This is a genomic window from Pampinifervens navoyensis (assembly GCF_046159715.1).
Classification (GTDB): Bacteria; Aquificota; Aquificia; order Aquificales; family Aquificaceae; genus Pampinifervens.
The window spans coordinates 39,633-59,081 of the sequence record NZ_JBJXCT010000001.1; the positions used below are offsets into that span (position 1 = coordinate 39,633).

Annotated in this window: 17 protein-coding genes, 1 tRNA gene and 1 other RNA gene; 14 read left to right on the forward strand and 5 right to left on the reverse strand. The window is 48.8% G+C overall.

All coding sequences use genetic code 11. The features are described from left to right. Positions 1-22: 22 nt before the first annotated feature. Positions 23-784: an oxygen-binding di-iron domain-containing protein gene (locus ACKRDP_RS00250; RefSeq protein ID WP_409152716.1), complete on the reverse strand. Its 762-nt coding sequence runs from the start codon at positions 782-784 to the stop codon at positions 23-25. Between the two features lie 129 nt (positions 785-913). Between ACKRDP_RS00250 and moeB the strand changes: the two genes are divergently transcribed. The 4 genes from moeB to metG are packed head-to-tail and all read left to right on the forward strand — an operon-like array spanning position 914 to position 7,445. Next, positions 914-1,729: a molybdopterin-synthase adenylyltransferase MoeB gene (gene moeB / locus ACKRDP_RS00255; RefSeq protein WP_409152717.1), complete on the forward strand. Its 816-nt coding sequence runs from the start codon at positions 914-916 to the stop codon at positions 1,727-1,729. A 43-nt stretch (positions 1,730-1,772) separates the two neighbouring features. Beyond that, complete coding sequence (locus ACKRDP_RS00260; protein WP_409152718.1) at positions 1,773-4,841, forward strand: hypothetical protein; 3,069 nt, start codon at positions 1,773-1,775, stop codon at positions 4,839-4,841. Continuing rightward, complete coding sequence (locus ACKRDP_RS00265; RefSeq protein WP_409152719.1) at positions 4,801-7,116, forward strand: hypothetical protein; 2,316 nt, start codon at positions 4,801-4,803, stop codon at positions 7,114-7,116. The genes ACKRDP_RS00260 and ACKRDP_RS00265 overlap by 41 nt, the downstream gene beginning before the upstream one ends. 2 nt (positions 7,117-7,118) lie before the next feature. Continuing rightward, positions 7,119-7,445 (forward strand): methionine--tRNA ligase subunit beta, encoded by a 327-nt coding sequence (metG, locus tag ACKRDP_RS00270; RefSeq protein ID WP_409152720.1) that lies wholly within the window; start codon positions 7,119-7,121, stop codon positions 7,443-7,445. 4 nt (positions 7,446-7,449) lie between these two features. Here the strand turns inward: metG and ssrA are convergent. Further along, positions 7,450-7,794, reverse strand: a transfer-messenger RNA (tmRNA) gene (ssrA, locus tag ACKRDP_RS00275). A 30-nt stretch (positions 7,795-7,824) separates the two neighbouring features. Here ssrA and ACKRDP_RS00280 point away from each other — a divergent pair. Further along, on the forward strand, positions 7,825-8,958 hold the full coding sequence (locus tag ACKRDP_RS00280; protein ID WP_409152721.1) for a potassium channel family protein: 1,134 nt from the start codon (positions 7,825-7,827) through the stop codon (positions 8,956-8,958). After that, the gene (locus ACKRDP_RS00285; protein WP_409152722.1) at positions 8,955-9,293 is read left to right on the forward strand and encodes a DUF6394 family protein; all 339 of its coding nucleotides are present in this window, start codon (positions 8,955-8,957) and stop codon (positions 9,291-9,293) included. Before ACKRDP_RS00280 ends, ACKRDP_RS00285 begins: the two co-directional genes overlap by 4 nt. On the opposite strand, the gene ACKRDP_RS00290 is transcribed toward ACKRDP_RS00285, so the two are convergent. Next, positions 9,279-11,738, reverse strand: a complete 2,460-nt coding sequence (locus ACKRDP_RS00290; protein ID WP_409152723.1) for a CBS domain-containing protein — start codon at positions 11,736-11,738, stop codon at positions 9,279-9,281. The genes ACKRDP_RS00285 and ACKRDP_RS00290 overlap by 15 nt on opposite strands. 17 nt (positions 11,739-11,755) lie before the next feature. Here ACKRDP_RS00290 and ACKRDP_RS00295 point away from each other — a divergent pair, with 17 nt between their 5' ends. The 4 genes from ACKRDP_RS00295 (at position 11,756) to ACKRDP_RS00310 (ending at position 12,651) form a co-directional block, all read left to right on the forward strand. Continuing rightward, complete coding sequence (locus ACKRDP_RS00295) at positions 11,756-12,028, forward strand: hypothetical protein (RefSeq protein ID WP_409152724.1); 273 nt, start codon at positions 11,756-11,758, stop codon at positions 12,026-12,028. Next, a complete protein-coding gene (locus tag ACKRDP_RS00300; RefSeq protein WP_409152725.1) occupies positions 12,006-12,383 on the forward strand; it encodes a hypothetical protein in 378 nt (125 codons plus the stop codon). The genes ACKRDP_RS00295 and ACKRDP_RS00300 overlap by 23 nt, the downstream gene beginning before the upstream one ends. A gap of 33 nt (positions 12,384-12,416) precedes the next feature. Further along, positions 12,417-12,560, forward strand: coding sequence for a hypothetical protein (locus ACKRDP_RS00305; protein ID WP_409152726.1), 144 nt, complete (start codon positions 12,417-12,419; stop codon positions 12,558-12,560). 15 nt (positions 12,561-12,575) lie between these two features. After that, positions 12,576-12,651: transfer RNA gene (locus tag ACKRDP_RS00310), tRNA-Ala, on the forward strand. 6 nt (positions 12,652-12,657) lie between these two features. Here ACKRDP_RS00310 and ACKRDP_RS00315 read toward each other — a convergent pair. Then, complete coding sequence (locus tag ACKRDP_RS00315; protein WP_409152727.1) at positions 12,658-13,956, reverse strand: ATP-grasp domain-containing protein; 1,299 nt, start codon at positions 13,954-13,956, stop codon at positions 12,658-12,660. 69 nt (positions 13,957-14,025) lie between these two features. Between ACKRDP_RS00315 and ACKRDP_RS00320 the strand changes: the two genes are divergently transcribed. Together ACKRDP_RS00320 and ACKRDP_RS00325 are read left to right on the forward strand one after the other, a co-directional pair. Continuing rightward, entirely contained in the window at positions 14,026-16,242 is a 2,217-nt protein-coding gene (locus tag ACKRDP_RS00320) for a penicillin-binding protein 1A (protein WP_409152728.1), read from the forward strand. After that, positions 16,242-16,817: a 3'-5' exonuclease gene (locus ACKRDP_RS00325; RefSeq protein WP_409152729.1), complete on the forward strand. Its 576-nt coding sequence runs from the start codon at positions 16,242-16,244 to the stop codon at positions 16,815-16,817. The genes ACKRDP_RS00320 and ACKRDP_RS00325 overlap by 1 nt, the downstream gene beginning before the upstream one ends. On the opposite strand, the gene ACKRDP_RS00330 is transcribed toward ACKRDP_RS00325, so the two are convergent. Next, positions 16,806-17,876, reverse strand: a complete 1,071-nt coding sequence (locus ACKRDP_RS00330) for a DnaJ C-terminal domain-containing protein (RefSeq protein WP_409152730.1) — start codon at positions 17,874-17,876, stop codon at positions 16,806-16,808. The two genes, ACKRDP_RS00325 and ACKRDP_RS00330, sit on opposite strands and share 12 nt — an antisense overlap. 72 nt (positions 17,877-17,948) lie before the next feature. Here ACKRDP_RS00330 and ACKRDP_RS00335 point away from each other — a divergent pair, with 72 nt between their 5' ends. Then, positions 17,949-18,785 (forward strand): metal ABC transporter substrate-binding protein, encoded by an 837-nt coding sequence (locus ACKRDP_RS00335; RefSeq protein WP_409152731.1) that lies wholly within the window; start codon positions 17,949-17,951, stop codon positions 18,783-18,785. Continuing rightward, a complete protein-coding gene (locus ACKRDP_RS00340) occupies positions 18,770-19,444 on the forward strand; it encodes a metal ABC transporter ATP-binding protein (RefSeq protein WP_409152732.1) in 675 nt (224 codons plus the stop codon). The genes ACKRDP_RS00335 and ACKRDP_RS00340 overlap by 16 nt, the downstream gene beginning before the upstream one ends. The last annotated feature ends 5 nt before the right edge of the window (positions 19,445-19,449 follow it).

The following is a 19,449-nucleotide window of genomic DNA, read 5'->3' on the forward strand; positions in this document are numbered from 1 at the left end:
ACTATGAGGAAATCTGAACTTTTTACCCAACAGGAACTCTGTATCTCTCCTGCGTCATCAGGTCAACACCCACCTCAAGGTTTTCCACCCACTCTATAAAGCGGTTTACCATGTCCTTGCCCTTGAAGATTGCTCCATGTTGTGGCACAATCATCTCAATGTCCAGCTGACGCACCATGTTTGCCCAGAAGCGCAGAATCTTGTTGCTTACCATATACCTCCTGTGGAAGCCTTCCATATACTTTATGTGACTATCAAAGTCTTCCACCACAAAGTAGTCCTGCCCCAGAGATGCCCCAAGGTCTCCAGAGAAGAGTATCTTTGAGCAGGGGTCATAGACCTGAAAGTTGCCCTCCGAGTGCAGAAAGTGTGCGGGCAGTATGTAAATCTTACAGTCTCCACCGAGAGTGAGCACAGTCCCGCCATCATCTATGGGGAAAACCCTGTCCTCCAGCTGGGAATCCAGTCCAAAGTGTGGAAGAAACCTCATCCATAGCTTGGAGATATAGGCTACCGCCTTTGTGGTCATGAGCCAGCCGTTTATGGAAGCCACTATGTCAGGGTCCTGATGGGAAAGGAATATGTATTTTATCTGGCTTGGAGGAATGTAGAGGGAAAGGTCTGACAGGAGCTTGGAAAAGACCTTGTGGCCTCCAGGGTCAAGAAGCATGCCTTCACCCTTGTGAATTATGAGCGCCTGATTTGACTGCACAGCCGAGGCAGGGATAAGCTCTTCAAAGAAAGCTACCTTGTGGTCCGGCGTATTGAATATAACATTTTTCATTCTTCACCTCCAGCATGATAAAAGTCATATTTTAAATATAGCACATAAAAGCCCAAAGTTGAAGTTGTAGCGGGTGCTCTGACGGTCAAAACAGTTGCCGAGGACTGAGCTGGCTTATAATTTACTCTTATGTTTCAGTTTACAGAGGAGCAGATAAAGAGGTATGCAAGGCATATAATCCTGCCAGAAGTGGGTGGCAAAGGGCAGGAAAAGCTCCTGAATTCAAAGGTGCTTGTGGTGGGTGCTGGCGGACTTGGCTCCCCTTCCATATATTACCTTGCTGCTGCGGGTGTGGGCACCATAGGCATAGTGGACTTTGATGTGGTGGACTTTTCCAACCTCCAGAGACAGATACTTCACAGCACAGAAAGGGTTGGAGTGCCAAAAGTGGAGTCTGCACGCATGACGGTGGAAAAGCTAAACCCCGATGTAAAGGTGATAACCTACAACACCATGCTCAACAAGTCCAACATAATGGACATAATAAAGGACTATGATATAGTTCTGGATGGCACAGACAACTTCCCCACAAGGTTTCTCATAAACGACGCCTGCTACTTTCTTGGCAAGCCCCTTGTCTCTGCGGCAATGCTGAGGTTTGAGGGACAGATTTCCGTCTTTGACTACAGAGATAAGGACAGTTCCCCCTGCTACAGATGCCTCTATCCAGAGCCCCCACCCCCAGGTCTTGTTCCTTCCTGTCAGGAGGCAGGAATTCTTGGCTCCATAGGTGGCATAATGGGCTGTATTCAGGCGACTGAAGCCATAAAGGTTCTGCTGGGTATTGGCGAGCCTCTGGTGGGAAAGCTCCTTATAATGGATGCGCTTTCTATGGATTTCAGAAAGGTAAAGCTCCGCAAGGACCCGCACTGTCCCCTCTGTGGCAAAGAGCCAAAGATAACCGACCTCATAGAATACGAGCAGGTCTGCGAGGCGAGGTTTTAGGTCAGGTTTAAGTCCTCAGGGGAGTTTATACTGATTTAAGGAGATGAGGGAGTTTTTAAGCGGTTTAGGTTTTGTTTTTGAGGGAGCTTTCAAGCTGGGGCTTCTACAGAAGATAGCCCCAGAGCGGGCTGAGGGGTTCAGGAAGAGCCTCTTTGAGAAACTCAGAGAATCCCTCAGGGAGGAGCTGGTTTCTGAGCTTGAAAAGCCCCTTCAGGAGTGGGAGAGGCTGGGAACATACATAGACGAGCACGTGGCAGAGGAAAAATACGCAAAGCTTGCGTATCTGCATGGATACTATGCCGGCAGGCTCTACGGCATGGATAAGGAGGGAGCCCTGCTGGAGAAGTATCACATGGGGGAGGAATCGGGAGATATAGTCTGGCAGAATGCAGACCTGCTCTTTATAAAAGAAAAAACCTTCTATGTAGTGGACTTCAAGCTGGCAGGTTTTGTATTCTGGATAAAGAGGGTCTTTGAAACAGGCAGGTCAAAGGATGAAAATCAGTTGCCACGCATACCGGTTATAAACTACGGAGTGCCCGTAAACCTGTCGGTAGGCGAGCTGAACTTTGTGGAGTTTTTGAGGGCCTTTACCGAGCAGAGGAGGGCTCTTGAGGAGCTAAGATGTGTGTTTGTGGAAGTAAAGGGCTTTGCCCAGCTTCTGTGTTATGCGACCGATTACCTGATAGAGAAAAAGCCACAGAACCTCAGGGAGGTGGTGCTTGAGCTCATATATCCGGCCTCTGAGCCTCTCAGAGTGAGGTTTTATGTAGAAAAGGAGACTGCATATGAACTTGAGCCTTTCAGAGACAGTGTAAGAGAAATATACAGAAGCCTCAAGGATAAAGAATGCCCGTATGACATGCTGGATGACAGCTTTGAGAAGGTGGTCGGAAAGAGGGAAAGGGTTCTGAAGAAGCTGAGGCTTCAAATAGAGGAGCTGGAGCGAGAAGTTGAGGCAAGACAGAGGTGGGTAAGGTCAATAAAGCCAGACTCCATAAACCTCTGCAGGCAGGATGTAGGGCAGAAGCTCCCGGAGTTTATCAGGAGGGAGGAGCCCTGCAAAGCCATATGCCTGCTTCACTCTGCTGGCAGTGGAAAGACCTCCACCATAAGAGACTATCTCCTCAGGGCGGAGGGCAAGCACCTTGTCATATACATGGCAAGCAGGCTCAGACTCATAGACAAGGAAATGGAAAAGGTAAAAGCCTCTGGCAGAGAGGATATTGGAATCATAAGGGAGAGGAGAAAGCCCAGCGGACAAAAACTCCTCAGACACTCAGGCGACAGCTTTGAAGACACGCAATCAAGCGAGGGCATAATAAAAAGGACGGTGGAGAAGATAGCAGAATACAGACAAAAAGGTCTTTACAACCAGATATGGGCCTTTGTTACCCAGCAGGCAAACACGGACACGGATACGGGGGAAACCATCAGGCATCTTATTGACCCCAAGATCCTCAACCCCGTCTTTCTGAAAAGATGGCACATACACGTGATACTTGATGAGTTCTTTGGCTACAGAAACGGCCTGTATGCCATAAGTGGGATGCTTGAGTTCTTGCAGAAGGTAAATAGGGCGGGCGGAAGGGCAAACCTTTACCTTTTTGATGCCAACGGTTACTCCCCGCACCTTTTGAAAAGACTGCTGGAGGAGTTCAGAGAGCACGAGGTCATTCCAGATTCCATTGTGCTATCTCCTTTTGAGGAAAGCCTCTATCTGGATATAAACGGCATTCCTCTGGAGATACACGCAAAGCATGGCTATCCGGCAGGGGAGCTCATACTGCACAGGAGGTTCTTCCTCTGGGTAGAGAAGGAGGAGGAGCTTATAAAGCAGGTGGTGAAATACCTGAAGGCAACCCTTGACAGAAACAGCACGGGCTTTCTGTTTTTGCAGGACAAAGGACAGATAGTGGAGCTGTCGCACCACCTTGAAAAGGAGGGGCTCACCACCCTCATCGCCACAGCCAGCTCAAAAAAGAGCCCAAGGGACATAAATGAGGGCTCTCAGGACGTTATACTGGGCACTTCCTCCGTTTCAAGAGGATTGGACTTTAGCAGACCCCACAAGCCCGTAAACCACATATACATACTGGTGACAGACTGGGGCATAGAGCAGAACCTTGTGGAGATACTTCAGGCAATATCAAGGGCAAGGGGTGATGAGGAAACAGAAAAAAGACCCAAGCACCTGCACCTACTGTATGTTATACCCAAGGAAAAGGATTATGTAATTGACCACATAGAGTCACTTGTGGACTTCAGGGACAGAGAGCTCATCCAGCTAATTTACAGAAGAGAGCAGATAAACCAGCGGCTCATCCTTGACCAGGTGGTGGGCAAGATAGTGGAGCAGTTTGTAAAGGCACCGGAGGGAGAGGTGCTTATACCCGTGCCAGCCCAGCACAGAAGCCACTACAGGGCAAACAGGGTTTCCGAGCTGGAAAGCATAAAAACCTTCCTTGAGGATGTATACCTGATGGAGAACAAAAGGAACCCAGAGGGAGCGTGGAAAATTCTTAACTTTATGCACCTTCTGTCCTCTGCGGTTTACTTTTCCACCAACGATGTGCCAGAAGACCCAGAAAGTGGCAGATACCGATACTACCATCCTTACCTGCTTGTGGAGGGGCAGGTCAGCGTAAAGTTTGACAACGAAAAGAGAAGAGCTCTTCTGGCTATGCTAAAAGAAATTGAGGGCATTCTCAGGGGGCATGACGAGGAGAAGTCAGAAAGGGTCAGAGACTTTGTGGAGAACACAGACAGTCTCAGAAAATACGCCACCACTTTTCTTCTGCCAGTTTACGCCCTAGTCTTTGTAAGACACGTGCTGAAAAGGGGAGTGGAAAGCGCTCTGAGCTTCAGGGTAGGCAAAAGGGTTGGGAGGGGTGGTGCCCTTGTGCTGGGGGGTGGGCTTGACCTGAAGACCCGATGTCTTGTGAGCGACAGCTCACCAGATGAATACGCAGTCATACCCCTCGGAGAGGACTACCCCTACGTGGAGGTCCTCACTGGGAGGTTTGCAAGGTTTCCGGTGGAATTTTTGCATAAACTTCTGGAGGGGAAAGATGCAGGAGTTTATAGCCAGAGGGTGGGAAGAGAGGTTTGACCGCTTTGCAAAGGCAGAGCCCGTTGGGGGTGAGAGCTTTATCTGTGCAGGGCTTTTTTACAACCGCCACGAGCCCTATCTTCAAAACCTTGCAAACCTCATGCACGGACTGATAAACAGAAAGGTTAACTATGATGGCTTCAACTCCGCCCTTGAAAAGGCGGACTACAGAGTGCCCGGCAGAGCCATCTACAGCAGGTCGGTGGTAAACCGCTGGAGAAAGCCCTTCAGGCTCGTAAAGTATGGGAAAGACAGAAAGAGCTTTTACAGGCACAGCGAGGGCAGGAGGTTTCTGGTGGAAGACCTCAGGGTTGGCAATCCTTCAGACCTTGATAGAAAGAGTGGGGTGGTCTTTATGAGGATAAGGGGTTATGAGGATGTGGAGCTCAGCAGAGAAGTAGAATGGCAGATGAGAAAAGACCTTTTGCAGGTGTGGCTGGAGCTCAGCGGTTCAGATATTGTAAGGCAATACCTTCAGGAGGTGATGGATACCATAGGCCAGATAGAAGGGTTCTACCTACAACCCTGGGACGTGTATTCTTTTAGAAGGCTCTTTTTCTACCTTCTGCCCCTCTACTTTGACCACCTTGGAAATTCCAAGATAGTATCAAGGGCGAGCCTTTTTGAAAGAAGAGAGGAAACCCGCCTTGGGCTTTGGCAGGAAATAGAAGAGAAACTCAAGGATGAAAAGCTCTACGAAGACCTCTCTGAATACATGCAGGATCTGGGCAAAAGCCTTGAGGATACTAAGAGCTTGCTGGAGAGGGCACTCAGTCCCGATACCCTCAAAGCCCTTCAGCAGGACTGGAAACTCTTTCTCAAGAAGGCACTGATGGGTGAGAGCAGTAAGCTGTCTGCACAGGTGCTCATAAAGGAAGATACCCCATCAAAGGTATGGGTGAGTTTTGGTGAGTATCTCGTCCCGAATAAGAATATAGAACTGTATCTTTTCCACGAGGCGGAGATAAGTCAGGAGGACATAGACCTTCTGGAAAGGGAGCTGAAGACCTTCAGTTTTGCTCAGGGGGTGAGTGTGAGTATAGTGGGCAAGTATTCCCTTGAGAGGCTCTTTGGCGGTCAAGACTTTATTTCCCTGATAAAGGGCACAGCCCAGAAGGGCAGACCCCTGAGACATATAGAATCAACAAAACTGCTCTACTCTCTTCTCCACTTCTGTGCAAGGCTTATCAGCCTTCAGAGACAGATAGAGAAAGACCACGAGAGCTTCAGGGGAGTGCTGATACTGCTGAACACAGAGCTGGAAGAGGGAGAGATGTATGAATTCTGGAACGCAGTCAGCTTTTTATACGACTACTTCGGGCTCCCGGTTCAGACCGTAACAAGAAGGACCCTGAACAAACTGCGCAATAATAACCAGAAAGAAACAGCCAAGAAAAACCTGCTCATAAGCCTGTATAAGGATGCTAAAGTGCTGAAGTTTGACTTTGACGGCTTTAGCCTTCCGGAGAGAGTAACCATATACGCAGTGCTGGAAAAGCCTTCTTCTGCCTTTTTCTACGCACAGGGAGAGAAGGAATCTGGTATCAGGCACGGTCTCTATGAAGTTTACAGGGTGCGGGTGGAGGGCAAATCGGCCACGGTGGAGGTAGAAAACAAGTTTCTCCTTATGGGAGGTGGATACAACGAGGATGCTCAGGAGCTGGAGAGGTTTGTCAGAGAAGGGCTTGAGGAAAAAGAGGTGAGGTTTTGCTTTATAAGCTCTCTGAAGGACTCCTATCTGAAAGGGCTATACGACAGGCTTGCCAGCCACGCAGACTATCAGGGAAAACTGCTCAGCCTGAGATACAAGGAGCTCAAAACCGCCTATCTGTCAAAGAAGGAAGAGGAGGGATGTCTTGTAATATACACACAGCAATTCAGAAAACTGATAGAGGGGCTCGGAATTCACATGGAAGAGGACGCAGCTGTAATAGGCATAAAGCCTTCAAGACCTCAGAGAGAAGAGGACTTTTACCACCCTGCCTTCCAGCTCTTCTTTACAGAAAAGATAGGCTGGGACAGGGAAGAAGTATACTCGGAGCGTAAAAACCTCTTCCTCTTCACTCTGATAGCCCTTTCCATGTTTGAAAGTGAGGCAGCCCATGTGGCCTACGCAAAGCTGAACCTCTGGTCAAAGGAGAGAAACACATACCTGAGAATAGACAGAGAAGACCATCTACACAGCCGAAGGATATACACCTTTGCTCTGAGCCCATTGCTGTATGAAATGCTTGAGTTTATAAAACACCTGCCCGGAGATGATAAAATTGTATAGGCATGGAACTTGTGAGTATAGAGGACTTTCTTAAACTGGACATAAGGCTTGCAAGGGTGCTTTCCGCAGAAAAGGTAGAAGGCTCAGAAAAGCTCTTGAGACTTCGGGTTTCCCTCGGAGATGAAGAGAGAACACTTATGGCGGGCATAGCAAAGCATTACAGCCCGGAGGAGCTTGTAGGCAAGAAAATCCTCATGCTGGCCAATCTCAAACCCCGTAAGATTTTTGGTGTGGAGTCTCAAGGAATGGTGCTTGCTCTGTCCGACGGTGAAAGGCTATCTCTTATAGTTCCCGACAGGGATGTGAGAGAAGGGGCAAAGGCAAGTTAGTTTTTGGTGGAGGCGGCGGGAATCGAACCCGCGTCCGAGAACCTTCAGAAACCAGAGCCTCTACAGGCTTATCCAGTGTTTTGCCTCTGACCCATGGGCGTCCACTGGCAGACTCCCATTGGGCGAGCAGGGTCTTGATTTCAGCCCGGGGTAAGCCCTGCACCATCCCGAGCCTACGCCCCTGTCTCTGAGCCCTTCCCATTGCCCAGGGGTCAAGCTATGGGAGGGCCACTGCCTCAGTTAGGCAGCGAGTGCAAGTTCCCTTTCGGGAAGTGTTTGGTTTGGCTGTTGAGGTTGCCACCCTGCCTGCAACCCTGTCCTACAGTTCCCGTCGAACCCATTCGCCCCCTAAGGGAACTCTAATAAAATATAACTGCATATGCCAAAGCTGTCAAGGAAAATATTGCACATAAAGAGAAAGCTCAGAGCAAAGAAGAAGAGAGAGAAGTTGCTTATAGATATCTATCAGAGCAGACTGATTGAGTCCCTCAGGGAGCTCAGAATACCACTCCTGCTGCTTCACTTTTCCCTGAGTGTGGGAACCTTAGGCTACATGATACTTTCAGGTGGAAACTTTATAGACTCCATATACATGACAGTTATAACCATAGGAACAATAGGCTTTGGTGAAATAGCCAAAGGCACTGACACACCCCTTGGCAGGATTTTTACAACCTTCCTCGCCCTTATGGGTATAGGTGTTTTTACCACGTCGGTGACGGTAATCATAAGGCTTTTCCTTGTGGGTGATGTGCTCAACCTAATAAAATACATAAGGATGCTTGCAGACATTGAAAAGCTCAGAGAGCATGCCATCATATGTGGATACAATAAGACCTCTGCGTGGCTTGTGGAGGCACTGCGCAAGAGAAAGGTTGAATTTGTAGTCATAGACGCGAGGGAAGAAGCTCTAAAGTATATGCAGCTTCATAACATTAAGTATTTCATAACAGAGGAACCCTTTAAAAAGACTGCCCTCAATTCTGCAGGAATAGAAAGGGCAAGGTATCTGATAGCCAACATGGAGGACGAAGCCAAGAACATAGCGGTTATTGCCACAGCAAGACTTCTCGTGCCAGACAGAGAGAGGCTCCTTATATACTCCACAGCACCCACAGATGGCACTGCACAAAAACTGGAGGAGCTCGGCGCCAATAAGGTAATAGTTCCTGACAAGCTTATAGCAAACAGGATATTCTCCTACATGCTCCATGAGGCGGGAGGATACGTTTCCGACCTCTTTGACAGGATTGCCTACGGTGAGGAGGCAGAGCTTGAGATAGTGGAGCTTGCAGTTCAGGAGAACAGTCCTCTTGTAGGTAAAAAGCTGAAGGAAATAGACCTCAGGAGGGTCTATGGCGTCACAGTCATAGGTATAAGGAGGTCTGACGGAAGCCTTGACCTTACAGTTTCTGGGGATACTCAGATAGAGGGAGGTGATACTCTGCTCCTGCTGGGTAAGCCTTCCAACATACGCAAGGCTATGGGATTCTACAGGGAGGTGCTGAGATGAGGCTGAAGAAAATCATGACAGACCTTTTCCTTCTCATGGCTCTCACCACAAACCTGAGCTTTATATTTAACCCAAACCCCTACGAGCTTGTGATAACCGTTATCGCAAACCTGACGGCTACAATACTGAAGCTTGGTGAGGGTAAGATTCTTGCTACTGAGATGACCGCTGCGAGCCTTGTGGCAGACCTTCACCTTGTGCCTGCAGCCTTCATATTCTTTCTGGGAGATGTTCAGGAGGCTGTCAGTCTTGCCATTGGTGCCCTTGCGGCGAATGTCATATCCATACTGCTTTCCATAATAGAAGCCATATTCAGCTATTTAGCGGAGGAGTAAGCTGTCCATTAGACGGAGCTTTTCCTCTTCTATTGCTTGCCCCAGCTTTCTGCCCTCAAGTCCACTGAACTTTTCAGGCTCAACCTTTATCCATCTGAGCTTTTCCAGATAGAGCTTCACCCTCTCTTTTTGATAAAGCATCAGAATAAGGAGAAAGGCGAGGGGCTTGCCTTTGAGTATAAGGTATATCTCCGAATTCCTGGTGGATTTCTGCAGTGCATTTATCATATGGTGAAGACTCTCTCTTACAAGTTTGTAGCTTTCTCTTACCCAGGAGGGCGCACTTATCTCTTTGAGTAGCCTTTCCGCCGTATCTACCTTTAAGTCTTTTATGAGCAGAAGGAAATACACCCACCCGTAGTCTATTTTTTCCTGAGGGAACTCTATCTTGTGCCAGCTAAGGAGCTCTTTCAGCCTTTCAAGATTCGTTTCCATGTCCTGTCTGAATTCGAAGCCCTCTATGACCTGTTCGAGCACCCTGTGCTTCCTGTATAGCCTCAGGATTTCCAGAAGCCTTTCCTCTCTAAGAGCAAGTCTGAGTTCGTTAAGCAATCTCCCCCTCGGAGCCCTCTTGAGGAGCTCCATACTCACTGCGCTTTTCAAGAGCTTTTCCGTGCCCTTTGATAGTTTGAAATCAAACCTTCCGGCAAACCTCAGGGCTCTGAGAATTCTTACCGGGTCCTCCACAAAGCTCATGGGATGCAGAACCCTTATTATTTTGTCCTTGAGGTCCCTGAGACCTCCAAAGTAGTCTATGAGCGTGCCAAAATCCTCTGGATTTATGGACAGTGCCATGGCATTTATAGTAAAGTCTCTTCTGAGAAGGTCTTCTCTGAGAGTGGCCCACTCTACCAGTGGATAAGAGCCGGGATGGGGGTAGGTTTCCCTCCTCGTGGTGGCAAACTCTAACTTGTAGCCCTCCACCTTCATATGAGCTGTTCCGAACTCGGGAAAGGCATGGCAGTCCACGCCCCATTCCTCTGCCAGCCTTTCTGCGAGCTTTACCGCATCCCCTTCAACCACAAAGTCCATGTCCCATATGTTTCTCTTCATGAGAAGGTCTCTCACAACGCCTCCCACGAGATAAACCCTGTAGCCCAGCTCACTTGCCCTCTCTCCTATCCTCTCCAGAAGGGGTCTCAACCCTTCCGGAACATGAAGCCTTCTTTCGTAGGCCTTTACCGCTTCCATATGCCTTCTGTAAGCGTGGAGGAGGTCAAGCCTCGTTACCACTCCCACAACCCTACCTTCAGAAACCACAGGTATAAGCTTTTCTCCATATCTGGAAAGGAGCTCTTCTGCCTCCCACACAAAGTTTTCCGGGGTCAGGGTATGAAACTCCTCCAGCATGAAATCCTTTACCCTGCCTCCCACGCCATGTTTCTGTGCCTTCAGAAGGTTCTTTTTGTATACCACACCTACCAGCCTGCCCTCGTCGTTTAGCACAGGAGCACCCGCAAAATTCCTCTGCGTGAGCTCAAGAAGCGCAAGACCTGCTTCCATATCTTCATGAAGAAGAAAAGGTGGGTAGCTCATAATTTGCTCCACCCTGAGAGGAACCCTTTCGCCCTTGAGCAGGGCTTCCAGTATACTTTTTAGCCTTTCTCCAGAAAGCCCTTCAAACTTTGCTGCGCTGGCAAACTCATGTCCTCCACCCCCAAGCTTGGTGAACACTTCAGAGACATCAAACTCATCCTTAAGAGCTCGTCCAAAGAGGTAAGTTTTCCCCCCAGCTTCCACTATCACAAAAAAAGCGGAGGATTCCCTTATGTCCCTGAGTTCATACAGAAGACTCAATACATCCGGTCTGTATTCTTCCATTCTCAGCACCACGAGGCTAACCCTTTTGCCCTTCAGAAATAGGCTTTCAAGGCTGACTAAGTGCTCTGAAAGGAGGTCTATGTGCTCCTTACTTATACCACCACTCAGAAACTTTCTGAGCAGGCTCAGATTCAGCCCTTTCCTCAGCAGCCATTCCACAGCCCTTGCATCCCTGTGCGTGGTCCCCTCATAGGTAAGCATTCCCGTATCCTCGTAAATGCCCAGGGCAAGTATGGTGGCGGACTCAGGGTCTATATCCACCCCCTTCTGAATTATTTCCTCCACTAGGAGGGTTGTGCAGCTCCCCACCATGTCCACTTTCCCCTCAAAGCCCTGTGGTGCAGATGGGTGGTGGTCGTATATGCGTATTTCCCCAACTCTTTCACCGAACCTCTGCAGATAGTCCTCATAGCTGTGGCTGTCCACAAGAACAAGGTCAAATTTTTCAGGAACCTCTTCCAGAATTCTGAACCTAGCTTTGAAGTAGCTGAGCACCTCACTGGCCCTTTTGGAAAGGTAGGCAGGTCTGAAAAGGTAGGCATCCTCATACAGAAGCATAACCCCGTAAGCGGAGGATAGGGCGTCAAGGTCTGCACCCTCCTGGAGGAATATGAGCTTCAGCATAGGGTTAAAATTATATTGTGGAAAGGCTTTTGCTGTTTACGGTTGCAGGACTTGTCCTGGGGTCAGTTTTTGTGGAGTTTACCTACAGGCTTGCCGGTAAGGGTCATTTGCTTCTCTACACCTTAAGCCTTCCCATCAAGCTGTTGCTTTTTGCCCTTATTCTCTATATCTGTTATGCCTTCGGCAGTTCCACATCCCTTATTTTCTGTATCTCTGGCTTCCTGCCAGGGTTCTTAGTTAGTATACTTCTGAGGGGGTTTGTGAAAAATGGAAGACCTAAGGGTGCTTGAACCTCTCTTTAAGAATACCCTCTTTCAGTTCTTTCTGTGGATGGCCCTTCTGCAGCTTCTTGCTCAGGTTTTTCTTGACAGACGCATAGCCTTCTGGGTATCTTCTATAAGCACAACTGTCTTATGGCTCAGGGCATATGACCCGATAACGCCCATAAAGGCGTGGCTCCTTATACTACTGATATTCTGTCTTTACATGCTTCCTAAGATATTCCTTCACTTCAACCTTTTCCTCTACCTGAAGGGGAAGAAAAGGTGTCCAGATTGCTACAGCGAGGTTCACTGGAGGGCAAAAAAATGTCCCTTTTGTGGGCACATGTTCAGAGGCGTGGAAAGACCGGGTGAGGAGGAATAAATTAAAATCAAATCTGTGCAAAGGGGGTAAGGTATGGCAATGGTGGACCTTTACAGGACCTTAAAGAGGGAAGCCTTCAGGGTTTTTATGGAGGAAAAGGAAAAGAGAAAAAGGGCCATAAGACTCAGACTTGAGGTCCAGAAAAAAGTCTTTGACAATAAAGGCAAAGTGCACTAAAATATTTCAACGGTAGGGGCGGTAGCTCAGTTGGGAGAGCGCCTGCTTGGCGTGTAGGAGGTCGGGGGTTCAAGTCCCCTCCGCTCCACCAGACTTTTCAAATTCCCATATCCTGAGCCTGTTCTTCAGTGAGGTGCCTGTCTTCCTTTGACTCTCTACCTATTGACTCACACCTGTCAAGAAGCTCTTTTAGCCTTATGGGGGCTTCTGTAAGGGGTAGGGATGAGTCGTATATCTCACCCTTAACTCCACATTCCTTAAGAGCCTCGTAAAGCATCCTCAGACCCTTCTCGGCCTCAGGTCCGTTTCTGCGGACCACCCATATCCAGTTGGGGTTGAGCTTACCTTCTCTGTGCAGGTCTCTTATAGCGTTTGCCACGCCTTCACCAAGTGTTACATCAATCCTTGTGTTGTTGGCGGTTCCACCGCACACGAGAACCCCCCTTATGCCGGGCTTGGACAGGATTATCCTGGTTATCTTATACATCTTCTCCGCGGGTGGGTTTCCTCCTATGTCGGTAAAGTTGGCAGGTTTCATGCCCATGGCGTAGGTGGTCTCTATGGTCACCGTTGAGCCTCCACCTCCAAAGGTCATCATGGCAATATCACCGTCCACCTCCACATAGGAACCTGCCTTACCTCTGTGGTCGTCCCTGTCTATGAGAGAAGCCTCTATTTCCCTCTCTGTGGGAGGTCTCTTCATGGCAGTCCTTACTCCGTATATCTTTGCCGGTGGCACACTGGCATCGTCATCAATGGTAACCACCGCATCCAGAGCCAGCACCTTCTGCTTCCCACCAACCTCGCATATGGCGAGGGGGTTTATCTCTAAAAGCCTTGCCTCAGATTCCCAGAAGGCTCTCCACATGTTGGCTATGACTTCAGAAAGCTCCCTGAGAACGCCCATGTATTCGCTGGGAAAGCCCAGCTCAAGGAGGTAGTTTCTTGCCATGTGGGGATAAAGACCCTTTATGGGGTCAATCACCCAGCTCTTTACCTTTTCTGGCGGAACTTCCTCGATGTCCATGCCTCCCTCAAGGCTCAGGGTAAGGACCGGAGCCCTCACTTCCGTGGAGTAGGTTATGGAGGCGTACAGCTCCTTGAGGATGTTTGCCTTCTCGCTTACCAGAAGCCCCACGGGCATCTCACCGTAGACGGGGTAGTTTAGCAGAGCGTTAAAGGTTTCTATGGCTTCATCGGGGTTCTTGCAGAGCTTTACAGCCCCGGCTTTTCCCCTCTTTCCAACCAGCACCTGAGACTTTATTACACATTCACCAAGCTGGTTTATAAAGTTTACAATGTCGTCGCTCAGATGGTCGCCGAACATATACCTTGGTGTTGGCACCCCGTATTTTTTGAACACCTTTTCATAGGCTTCGTATTCGTAAAGGTTCATGGACTACCTCCTTTCACTAATTTACTGTGGAGCTAAAATTATACCATTCTGGGCTTATAATATATTAGAGTGCGTAAAATTCCTTTTATTCTCCTGAGTGTTCTTGGTGCTTTTCTCTTACTCTCTCTGGCTGTGGTTCTCATTCTGTCTGCGAACCTGCCTCCTGTGGAAGCTCTAAGGAGCTGGAAGCCACCCCTGGCCACTGTGGTTTACGATGCTAAGGACAGACCCTTCGGCGATGTGGCAGTTCAGAGGAGATACTATGTTAGCCTGGAGGATATACCGCCTCACGTGAGGCAGGCCTTCATAGCTGCAGAGGACAAAAACTTTTACAGACATCCGGGGATTGACCCCTTGGCTATTGTCAGGGCAACCCTTGCCAACATAAGGCATATGGAAATTCGTCAGGGCGCATCCACCATAACCCAGCAGGTGGCAAGAAACCTTTTCCTGACCCCAGATAGAAGCCTGAAGAGAAAGATAAGAGAGGCGCTTCTTGCTCTGCAAATCGAGAGGCACTTTACCAAGGACCAGATATTGGAGATGTATCTCAATTACATATATCTGGGTCAGGGTGCCTACGGCGTAGAGGCGGCATCAAGGATATATTTTGGGAAGTCGGTAAAGGACCTTACCACCGATGAAGCTGCCATACTTGCAGGTCTTCCGAAGGCGCCAACTCGCTACAACCCCTTCAGAAATCCAGAAAGGGTAAAAGAAAGAAGGGACTATGTTCTGAGTCGTATGTATGAGGATGGATACATAACTGAGGAGGAATATAGGAGACTGCTTGAAAAGCCCATAAAGGTCAGGCTGGAAAACAGATACTATGGAATGGATTACTTCCTTGATTTCGTAAAGGACTATCTTGCAGATAAATACGGAGAGGTTATTCTGGCCGGGGGCTACAGGGTATACACCACCGTGGACAGGGACCTTCAGGAACATGCAAGGGAAGTTTTAAAGCGTGGTATTGTCAGGGTGGCAAGGGCAAACGGCATGCCTTTCCTTCCAGAGGACCCCTACGAGACTTCAAAGAAGTATGAAGAACAGAAGGTGGAACTAAAGCCAGGAAGGGTATACATTGGCAAAGTTCTTTCTCTAAACGGGGAAAGACTCAAAGTTCAGCTTGGGGAGGAGCAGTTTGAGCTGGAGAGGAAAAACCTCCCTGTTGAAAAGGGAGACTTTGTGCTGGTGAGGCTTTATCAGGACAAGAAGAGCAGGGAAATAAGGGCTGAGCTTCTTCCAGACCTTCAGGGGGCTCTTGTAAGCCTTGATGTAAAAACTGGAGCCATAAGGGCCATGGTTGGAGGATACTCTTACCTCAGAAGCCCCTTCAACAGGGCAGCATACGCAAAGCGTCAACCAGGTTCTGCCATAAAACCCATAATCTACCTTGCAGCCCTCATGAAGGGCTACACGCAGGCCAGCCTGATAGATGCAACCCCGAGAAGCTTTTACGACCCATCCACGGGTAAGGAATGGACGCCAGACAACTACGAGGGCGCAGAGTATGGGCAGGTTAGCCTGAGAACTGCTCTGGCAAAGAGTATTAACACGGCTACCGTAAACCTCCTTGCTGACATAGGTTTTGACATGCCAATAGAAGTGGGAAGACTTCTGGGTATTGAACTAAAGCCTTATTACTCCATGGCTCTTGGCAGTATAGAGGTAACGCCGCTTCAGCTTACCTCTGCCTTTCAGACCTTTGCAAACCTTGGTACAAGATGCGAGCCCTTTTTTATAAGAAAAATAGTGGCACCCGATGGCTCCGTCCTTGAAGAAAACTCCCCTAAGTGCGAGCAGGTGCTCCCCCCTCAGGAGACGAGGGTTCTTGTAGATATGCTCAGAGCTGTGGTGCTTGAGGGAACAGGGGCCACCGCAAGCTCTCTCCAGAGAGTGGTGGCCGGCAAAACTGGAACCACCAACGATTACATGGATGCATGGTTTGTGGGCTTTTCTCCAGATATAGTGGCGGGTGTATGGGTAGGTTTTGACATAAAGAGGAGCATGGGTAAGGGTATGGCTGGTGCAAGGGTGGCACTTCCCATATGGATAGACTATATGTCCCTTGCGGCATACATGTATCCATACTCAGACTTTCCAGTGCCAGAGGGTGTGGTGGTGGTGAACTGTCCAAAGCCCATGCTTTTTGTGGCGGGAACAGAGGGAGCATGTGGCGGTGAAAATCAGCCAGAACCCCAGGAAAAGAGCAATGAGCTTGAGGGCATAGTGGACCCAAAATATCTCAGGGAGGAGGCCCCAAAGGTCAAGGAGATTCGCTGATGAAGGAAATTCTCCTTGAAAGCACCTTTGTCAGCATAGATGTGGAGGCAACAGGCGTTGACCCATCAAAGTCTGAGGTTATTGAGATTGCCTGTGTGAGAGTTGAAGGAGGGGTAATAACGGAGAGGTTTTCAAGCCTTGTGAACCCGGGATATCCTCTGCCCCAGAGGATAACGGACCTTACTGGTATCACAAATGCCATGCTTGTGGGAAAGCCGAGGATGGAGGAGGTCATGCCAAAATTTCTCAGATTTGTGGGTGACAGTGTTATAGTGGCTCACAGGGTGGAAAAGGACATAGCCTTTATTGATAAATACTACAGACAGCTTCACGGCAAGAGGTTCAGACACCCTCACATATGCACCCTGAACCTTGCCAAGAACATACTTCCAGACATAAGAAAATATTCTCTCAGAGACCTTGCAGACTATTTTGGAATAGAATACAGGCGAGTCCACAGAGCCATGGATGATGCCCAGACAACAGCCCTAGTCTTTCTTGAGCTTCTCAAGCTCCTGTGGCACAGGCTTGGCATAGGAGATTATCTTGGAGTAAAGAAGCTCTCAAAGGGGTAGGAGGTTTTTGAGCCTGTCCACAAGCCCGACCTTTACATCAACACCCTCATCCCTGAGCTCCCTTGCGAGCCTTTCAAGAAGGCTTCTGAGGTTTGAACCTATGTCCTTTGGCACCTCTATTCTGAAGGTTATCACCAGGTTGCCAGCCCCCCCAGCTGCAGGAAAGCCATGCCCCAGTAAGGTCTTGGTTGAACCGCATTCTGTTCCGGGCTGGACGAAAACTTCAATATCTCTGCCATCAAGCCATTTTACCTTTATTGTTCCCCCAAGAACTGCCATGGGAAAGGATATGAACTTTTCCATGTAGAGGTCTTTACCCACCTTTTTAAAGACCTCATGAGGTTTTATGCCTATTCTGAGATAGAGGTCTCCGCTTTCCCCACCCCTCTCGCCCGTGTGACCAAAGCCAGAAACTTTCAAAACTTCCCCCTCGTCAGTCCCGGGTGGTATGTTTACCTTTACCCTGCTCCTTTTTGCAACCCTGCCCCTTCCACCACAGGTTGGGCAGAGGTTCTTTATTATGTAGCCTCTGCCCTTGCAAACGGAGCAGGGTCTTGGGAAGTTAAATATACCGCTCACCCTCTTCCCAGTCCCTTCGCAGGCATGGCATACCACCTTTTCCATCTCTCCCCTGTAGCCCTTACCTTCACAGTCAGGACAGTCTACCCAGCGGTCGTATTCCAGCTCCCTCTCGCACCCGAGGGCTGCCTCTTCAAGGCTAAGGTCTAATTTTAGCCTTATGTCCTGTCCCCTCCTCGGCTTTGGAGCCCTTCTCATGCCCTGCCATATACTTTCGAGAAAATCCTGCACGTATTCCATAAAATACCTGTATCTTTTCTCATCCCCGCTCTGAAGGATTCGGTCGTATTCCTGCCTTTTCTGGTCGTCGGAAAGTATATGGTAGGCTTCGTTAATCTCTCTGAATCGTTCACTTGCTTGAGGGTCGTGATTTACATCGGGGTGCCACTCTCTGGCAAGCCTTCTATAGGCTTTTTTTATCTCTTCTTTGCTTGCCCCTCTCGCAACGCCGAGGGTCTGGTAGTAGTCCTTTATGGGCATTTATCTTCCTCTTGACCTAATAAAATATATCTCTATCTTTGCAGTTTAGAAAGCTGTTAAAATTAAAATACTATGGTTGTCTTACTGCTCCTGGTGTTTTTTATAAGCCTTTCATACGCAAGGGAATACTTGCTGGCATCCTCCTATCCCATATATTACCCCCTCAAGTATTTAGCGATGGACAGGTTTGAAGTGGATGTGCTTATAAAGACACAGGCTGACCCACACCACTACGAGCTAAAGCCCGACGACATGAGAAGGCTTCAGAAGGCAGAGGCTTTCCTATATCTTGGAGTGGAAAGGTGGGAGCAGAGGCTGGCAGAAAGGGTGCAGAAGGGAAGAGCTTATCCTCTGGAAAAGGGTATTGAATTTATAAAAGCCGGTAAAAGCCCCGACCCCCACATATGGGTCTCACCACGCTCTTACATACCTCTTGTAAGAAATATCCATGGAGTTCTTTCCCGCATAGACCCTGCCGGCTCTGAACAATACAGAAAAAGAGTTGATGAGCTTATTAACAGACTCAGTGCCCTTGATGAAGAATACAGAAGGACACTTTCCACCTGCAAAAGTAAAACTCTGGTGACCACTCATCTCTCTACCGCTTACCTTGGCAGGGATTACGGGCTTGAGGTGGTTGGTCTCAGGGGTGTCCATGCAGAGGAAGAGCCAAAGCCCTCTGAGGTGAGGAGGCTCATAGAAAGGATAAAACAGGCTCAGGTCAGGGTAATATTCGCAGAGCTTGGGCAGGATGAGAGGCTCGCAAGAAGGATAGCGAAGGAGGTGGGTGCAGGGGTCATGCCCATAAACACCTCCCTATTTCCCGAGGAAAAGGGGGATGACTACTTTTCCATAATGAAGAGAAATCTCAGAAGGCTTTCCGAGGGTCTGGATTGTCAGACAAGGTAATAGAGGTCAGGAATCTACGCTTTCGCTACAGGGAAGAGGAGCCTCTTATAGAAGACCTGAGTTTTTATGTGGAGAGGGGTGAGTTCTTTGGCATCCTTGGACCCAACGGAGCTGGGAAAAGCACCCTTCTGAGGATAATACTGGGCTTTATCAGACCCCATGCTGGGGAGGTAAGACTTTTCGGTGATAGGCTGGAGAGCTTCACTCACTGGAAAAGAATCGGCTATGTGCCCCAGAGGTTCTCTGTGGAGAAGTCCTTTACTGGAAACGTGGGGGAGCTTCTCAGGGCAGTGGCACCCAAGGAAAGGGTTGGTTGGGTTATAGCCTTTCTTCACCTTGAAAACCTGCTAAAGAGACCCTTTGTAAAGCTCTCCGGTGGAGAACAGCAGAAGGTTCTCCTTGCCCTTGCTCTTACCACAAACCCGGACCTCATAATACTTGACGAGCCAATGACCGGCCTTGATATACATGCCCAGGAACACATAGAACATGTTCTGAAGGAAATCGCAAGGGACAGAACTGTTGTTGTGGTATCTCACGATGTGGGCTTTGTGCTTAGAAACGCAGGCAGGATACTCTGCCTTGGCATGCCCTACTGCAGGGTGGTAAAGCCTCAGGAATTTGAAAACATACTGAGAGACCTATACAGACTTCACTGAGCCTT

What these genes read in the sequence shown, in the direction of transcription:
- ACKRDP_RS00250 (WP_409152716.1), bottom strand. Translation starts at nt 784, where the DNA reads ATGAAAAATGTTATATTCAATACGCCGGACCACAAGGTAGCTTTCTTT.
- moeB (WP_409152717.1), top strand. Translation starts at nt 914, where the DNA reads ATGTTTCAGTTTACAGAGGAGCAGATAAAGAGGTATGCAAGGCATATA.
- ACKRDP_RS00260 (WP_409152718.1), top strand. Translation starts at nt 1,773, where the DNA reads ATGAGGGAGTTTTTAAGCGGTTTAGGTTTTGTTTTTGAGGGAGCTTTC.
- ACKRDP_RS00265 (WP_409152719.1), top strand. Translation starts at nt 4,801, where the DNA reads ATGCAGGAGTTTATAGCCAGAGGGTGGGAAGAGAGGTTTGACCGCTTT.
- metG (WP_409152720.1), top strand. Translation starts at nt 7,119, where the DNA reads ATGGAACTTGTGAGTATAGAGGACTTTCTTAAACTGGACATAAGGCTT.
- ACKRDP_RS00280 (WP_409152721.1), top strand. Translation starts at nt 7,825, where the DNA reads ATGCCAAAGCTGTCAAGGAAAATATTGCACATAAAGAGAAAGCTCAGA.
- ACKRDP_RS00285 (WP_409152722.1), top strand. Translation starts at nt 8,955, where the DNA reads ATGAGGCTGAAGAAAATCATGACAGACCTTTTCCTTCTCATGGCTCTC.
- ACKRDP_RS00290 (WP_409152723.1), bottom strand. Translation starts at nt 11,738, where the DNA reads ATGCTGAAGCTCATATTCCTCCAGGAGGGTGCAGACCTTGACGCCCTA.
- ACKRDP_RS00300 (WP_409152725.1), top strand. Translation starts at nt 12,006, where the DNA reads ATGGAAGACCTAAGGGTGCTTGAACCTCTCTTTAAGAATACCCTCTTT.
- ACKRDP_RS00305 (WP_409152726.1), top strand. Translation starts at nt 12,417, where the DNA reads ATGGCAATGGTGGACCTTTACAGGACCTTAAAGAGGGAAGCCTTCAGG.
- ACKRDP_RS00315 (WP_409152727.1), bottom strand. Translation starts at nt 13,956, where the DNA reads ATGAACCTTTACGAATACGAAGCCTATGAAAAGGTGTTCAAAAAATAC.
- ACKRDP_RS00325 (WP_409152729.1), top strand. Translation starts at nt 16,242, where the DNA reads ATGAAGGAAATTCTCCTTGAAAGCACCTTTGTCAGCATAGATGTGGAG.
- ACKRDP_RS00330 (WP_409152730.1), bottom strand. Translation starts at nt 17,876, where the DNA reads ATGCCCATAAAGGACTACTACCAGACCCTCGGCGTTGCGAGAGGGGCA.
- ACKRDP_RS00335 (WP_409152731.1), top strand. Translation starts at nt 17,949, where the DNA reads ATGGTTGTCTTACTGCTCCTGGTGTTTTTTATAAGCCTTTCATACGCA.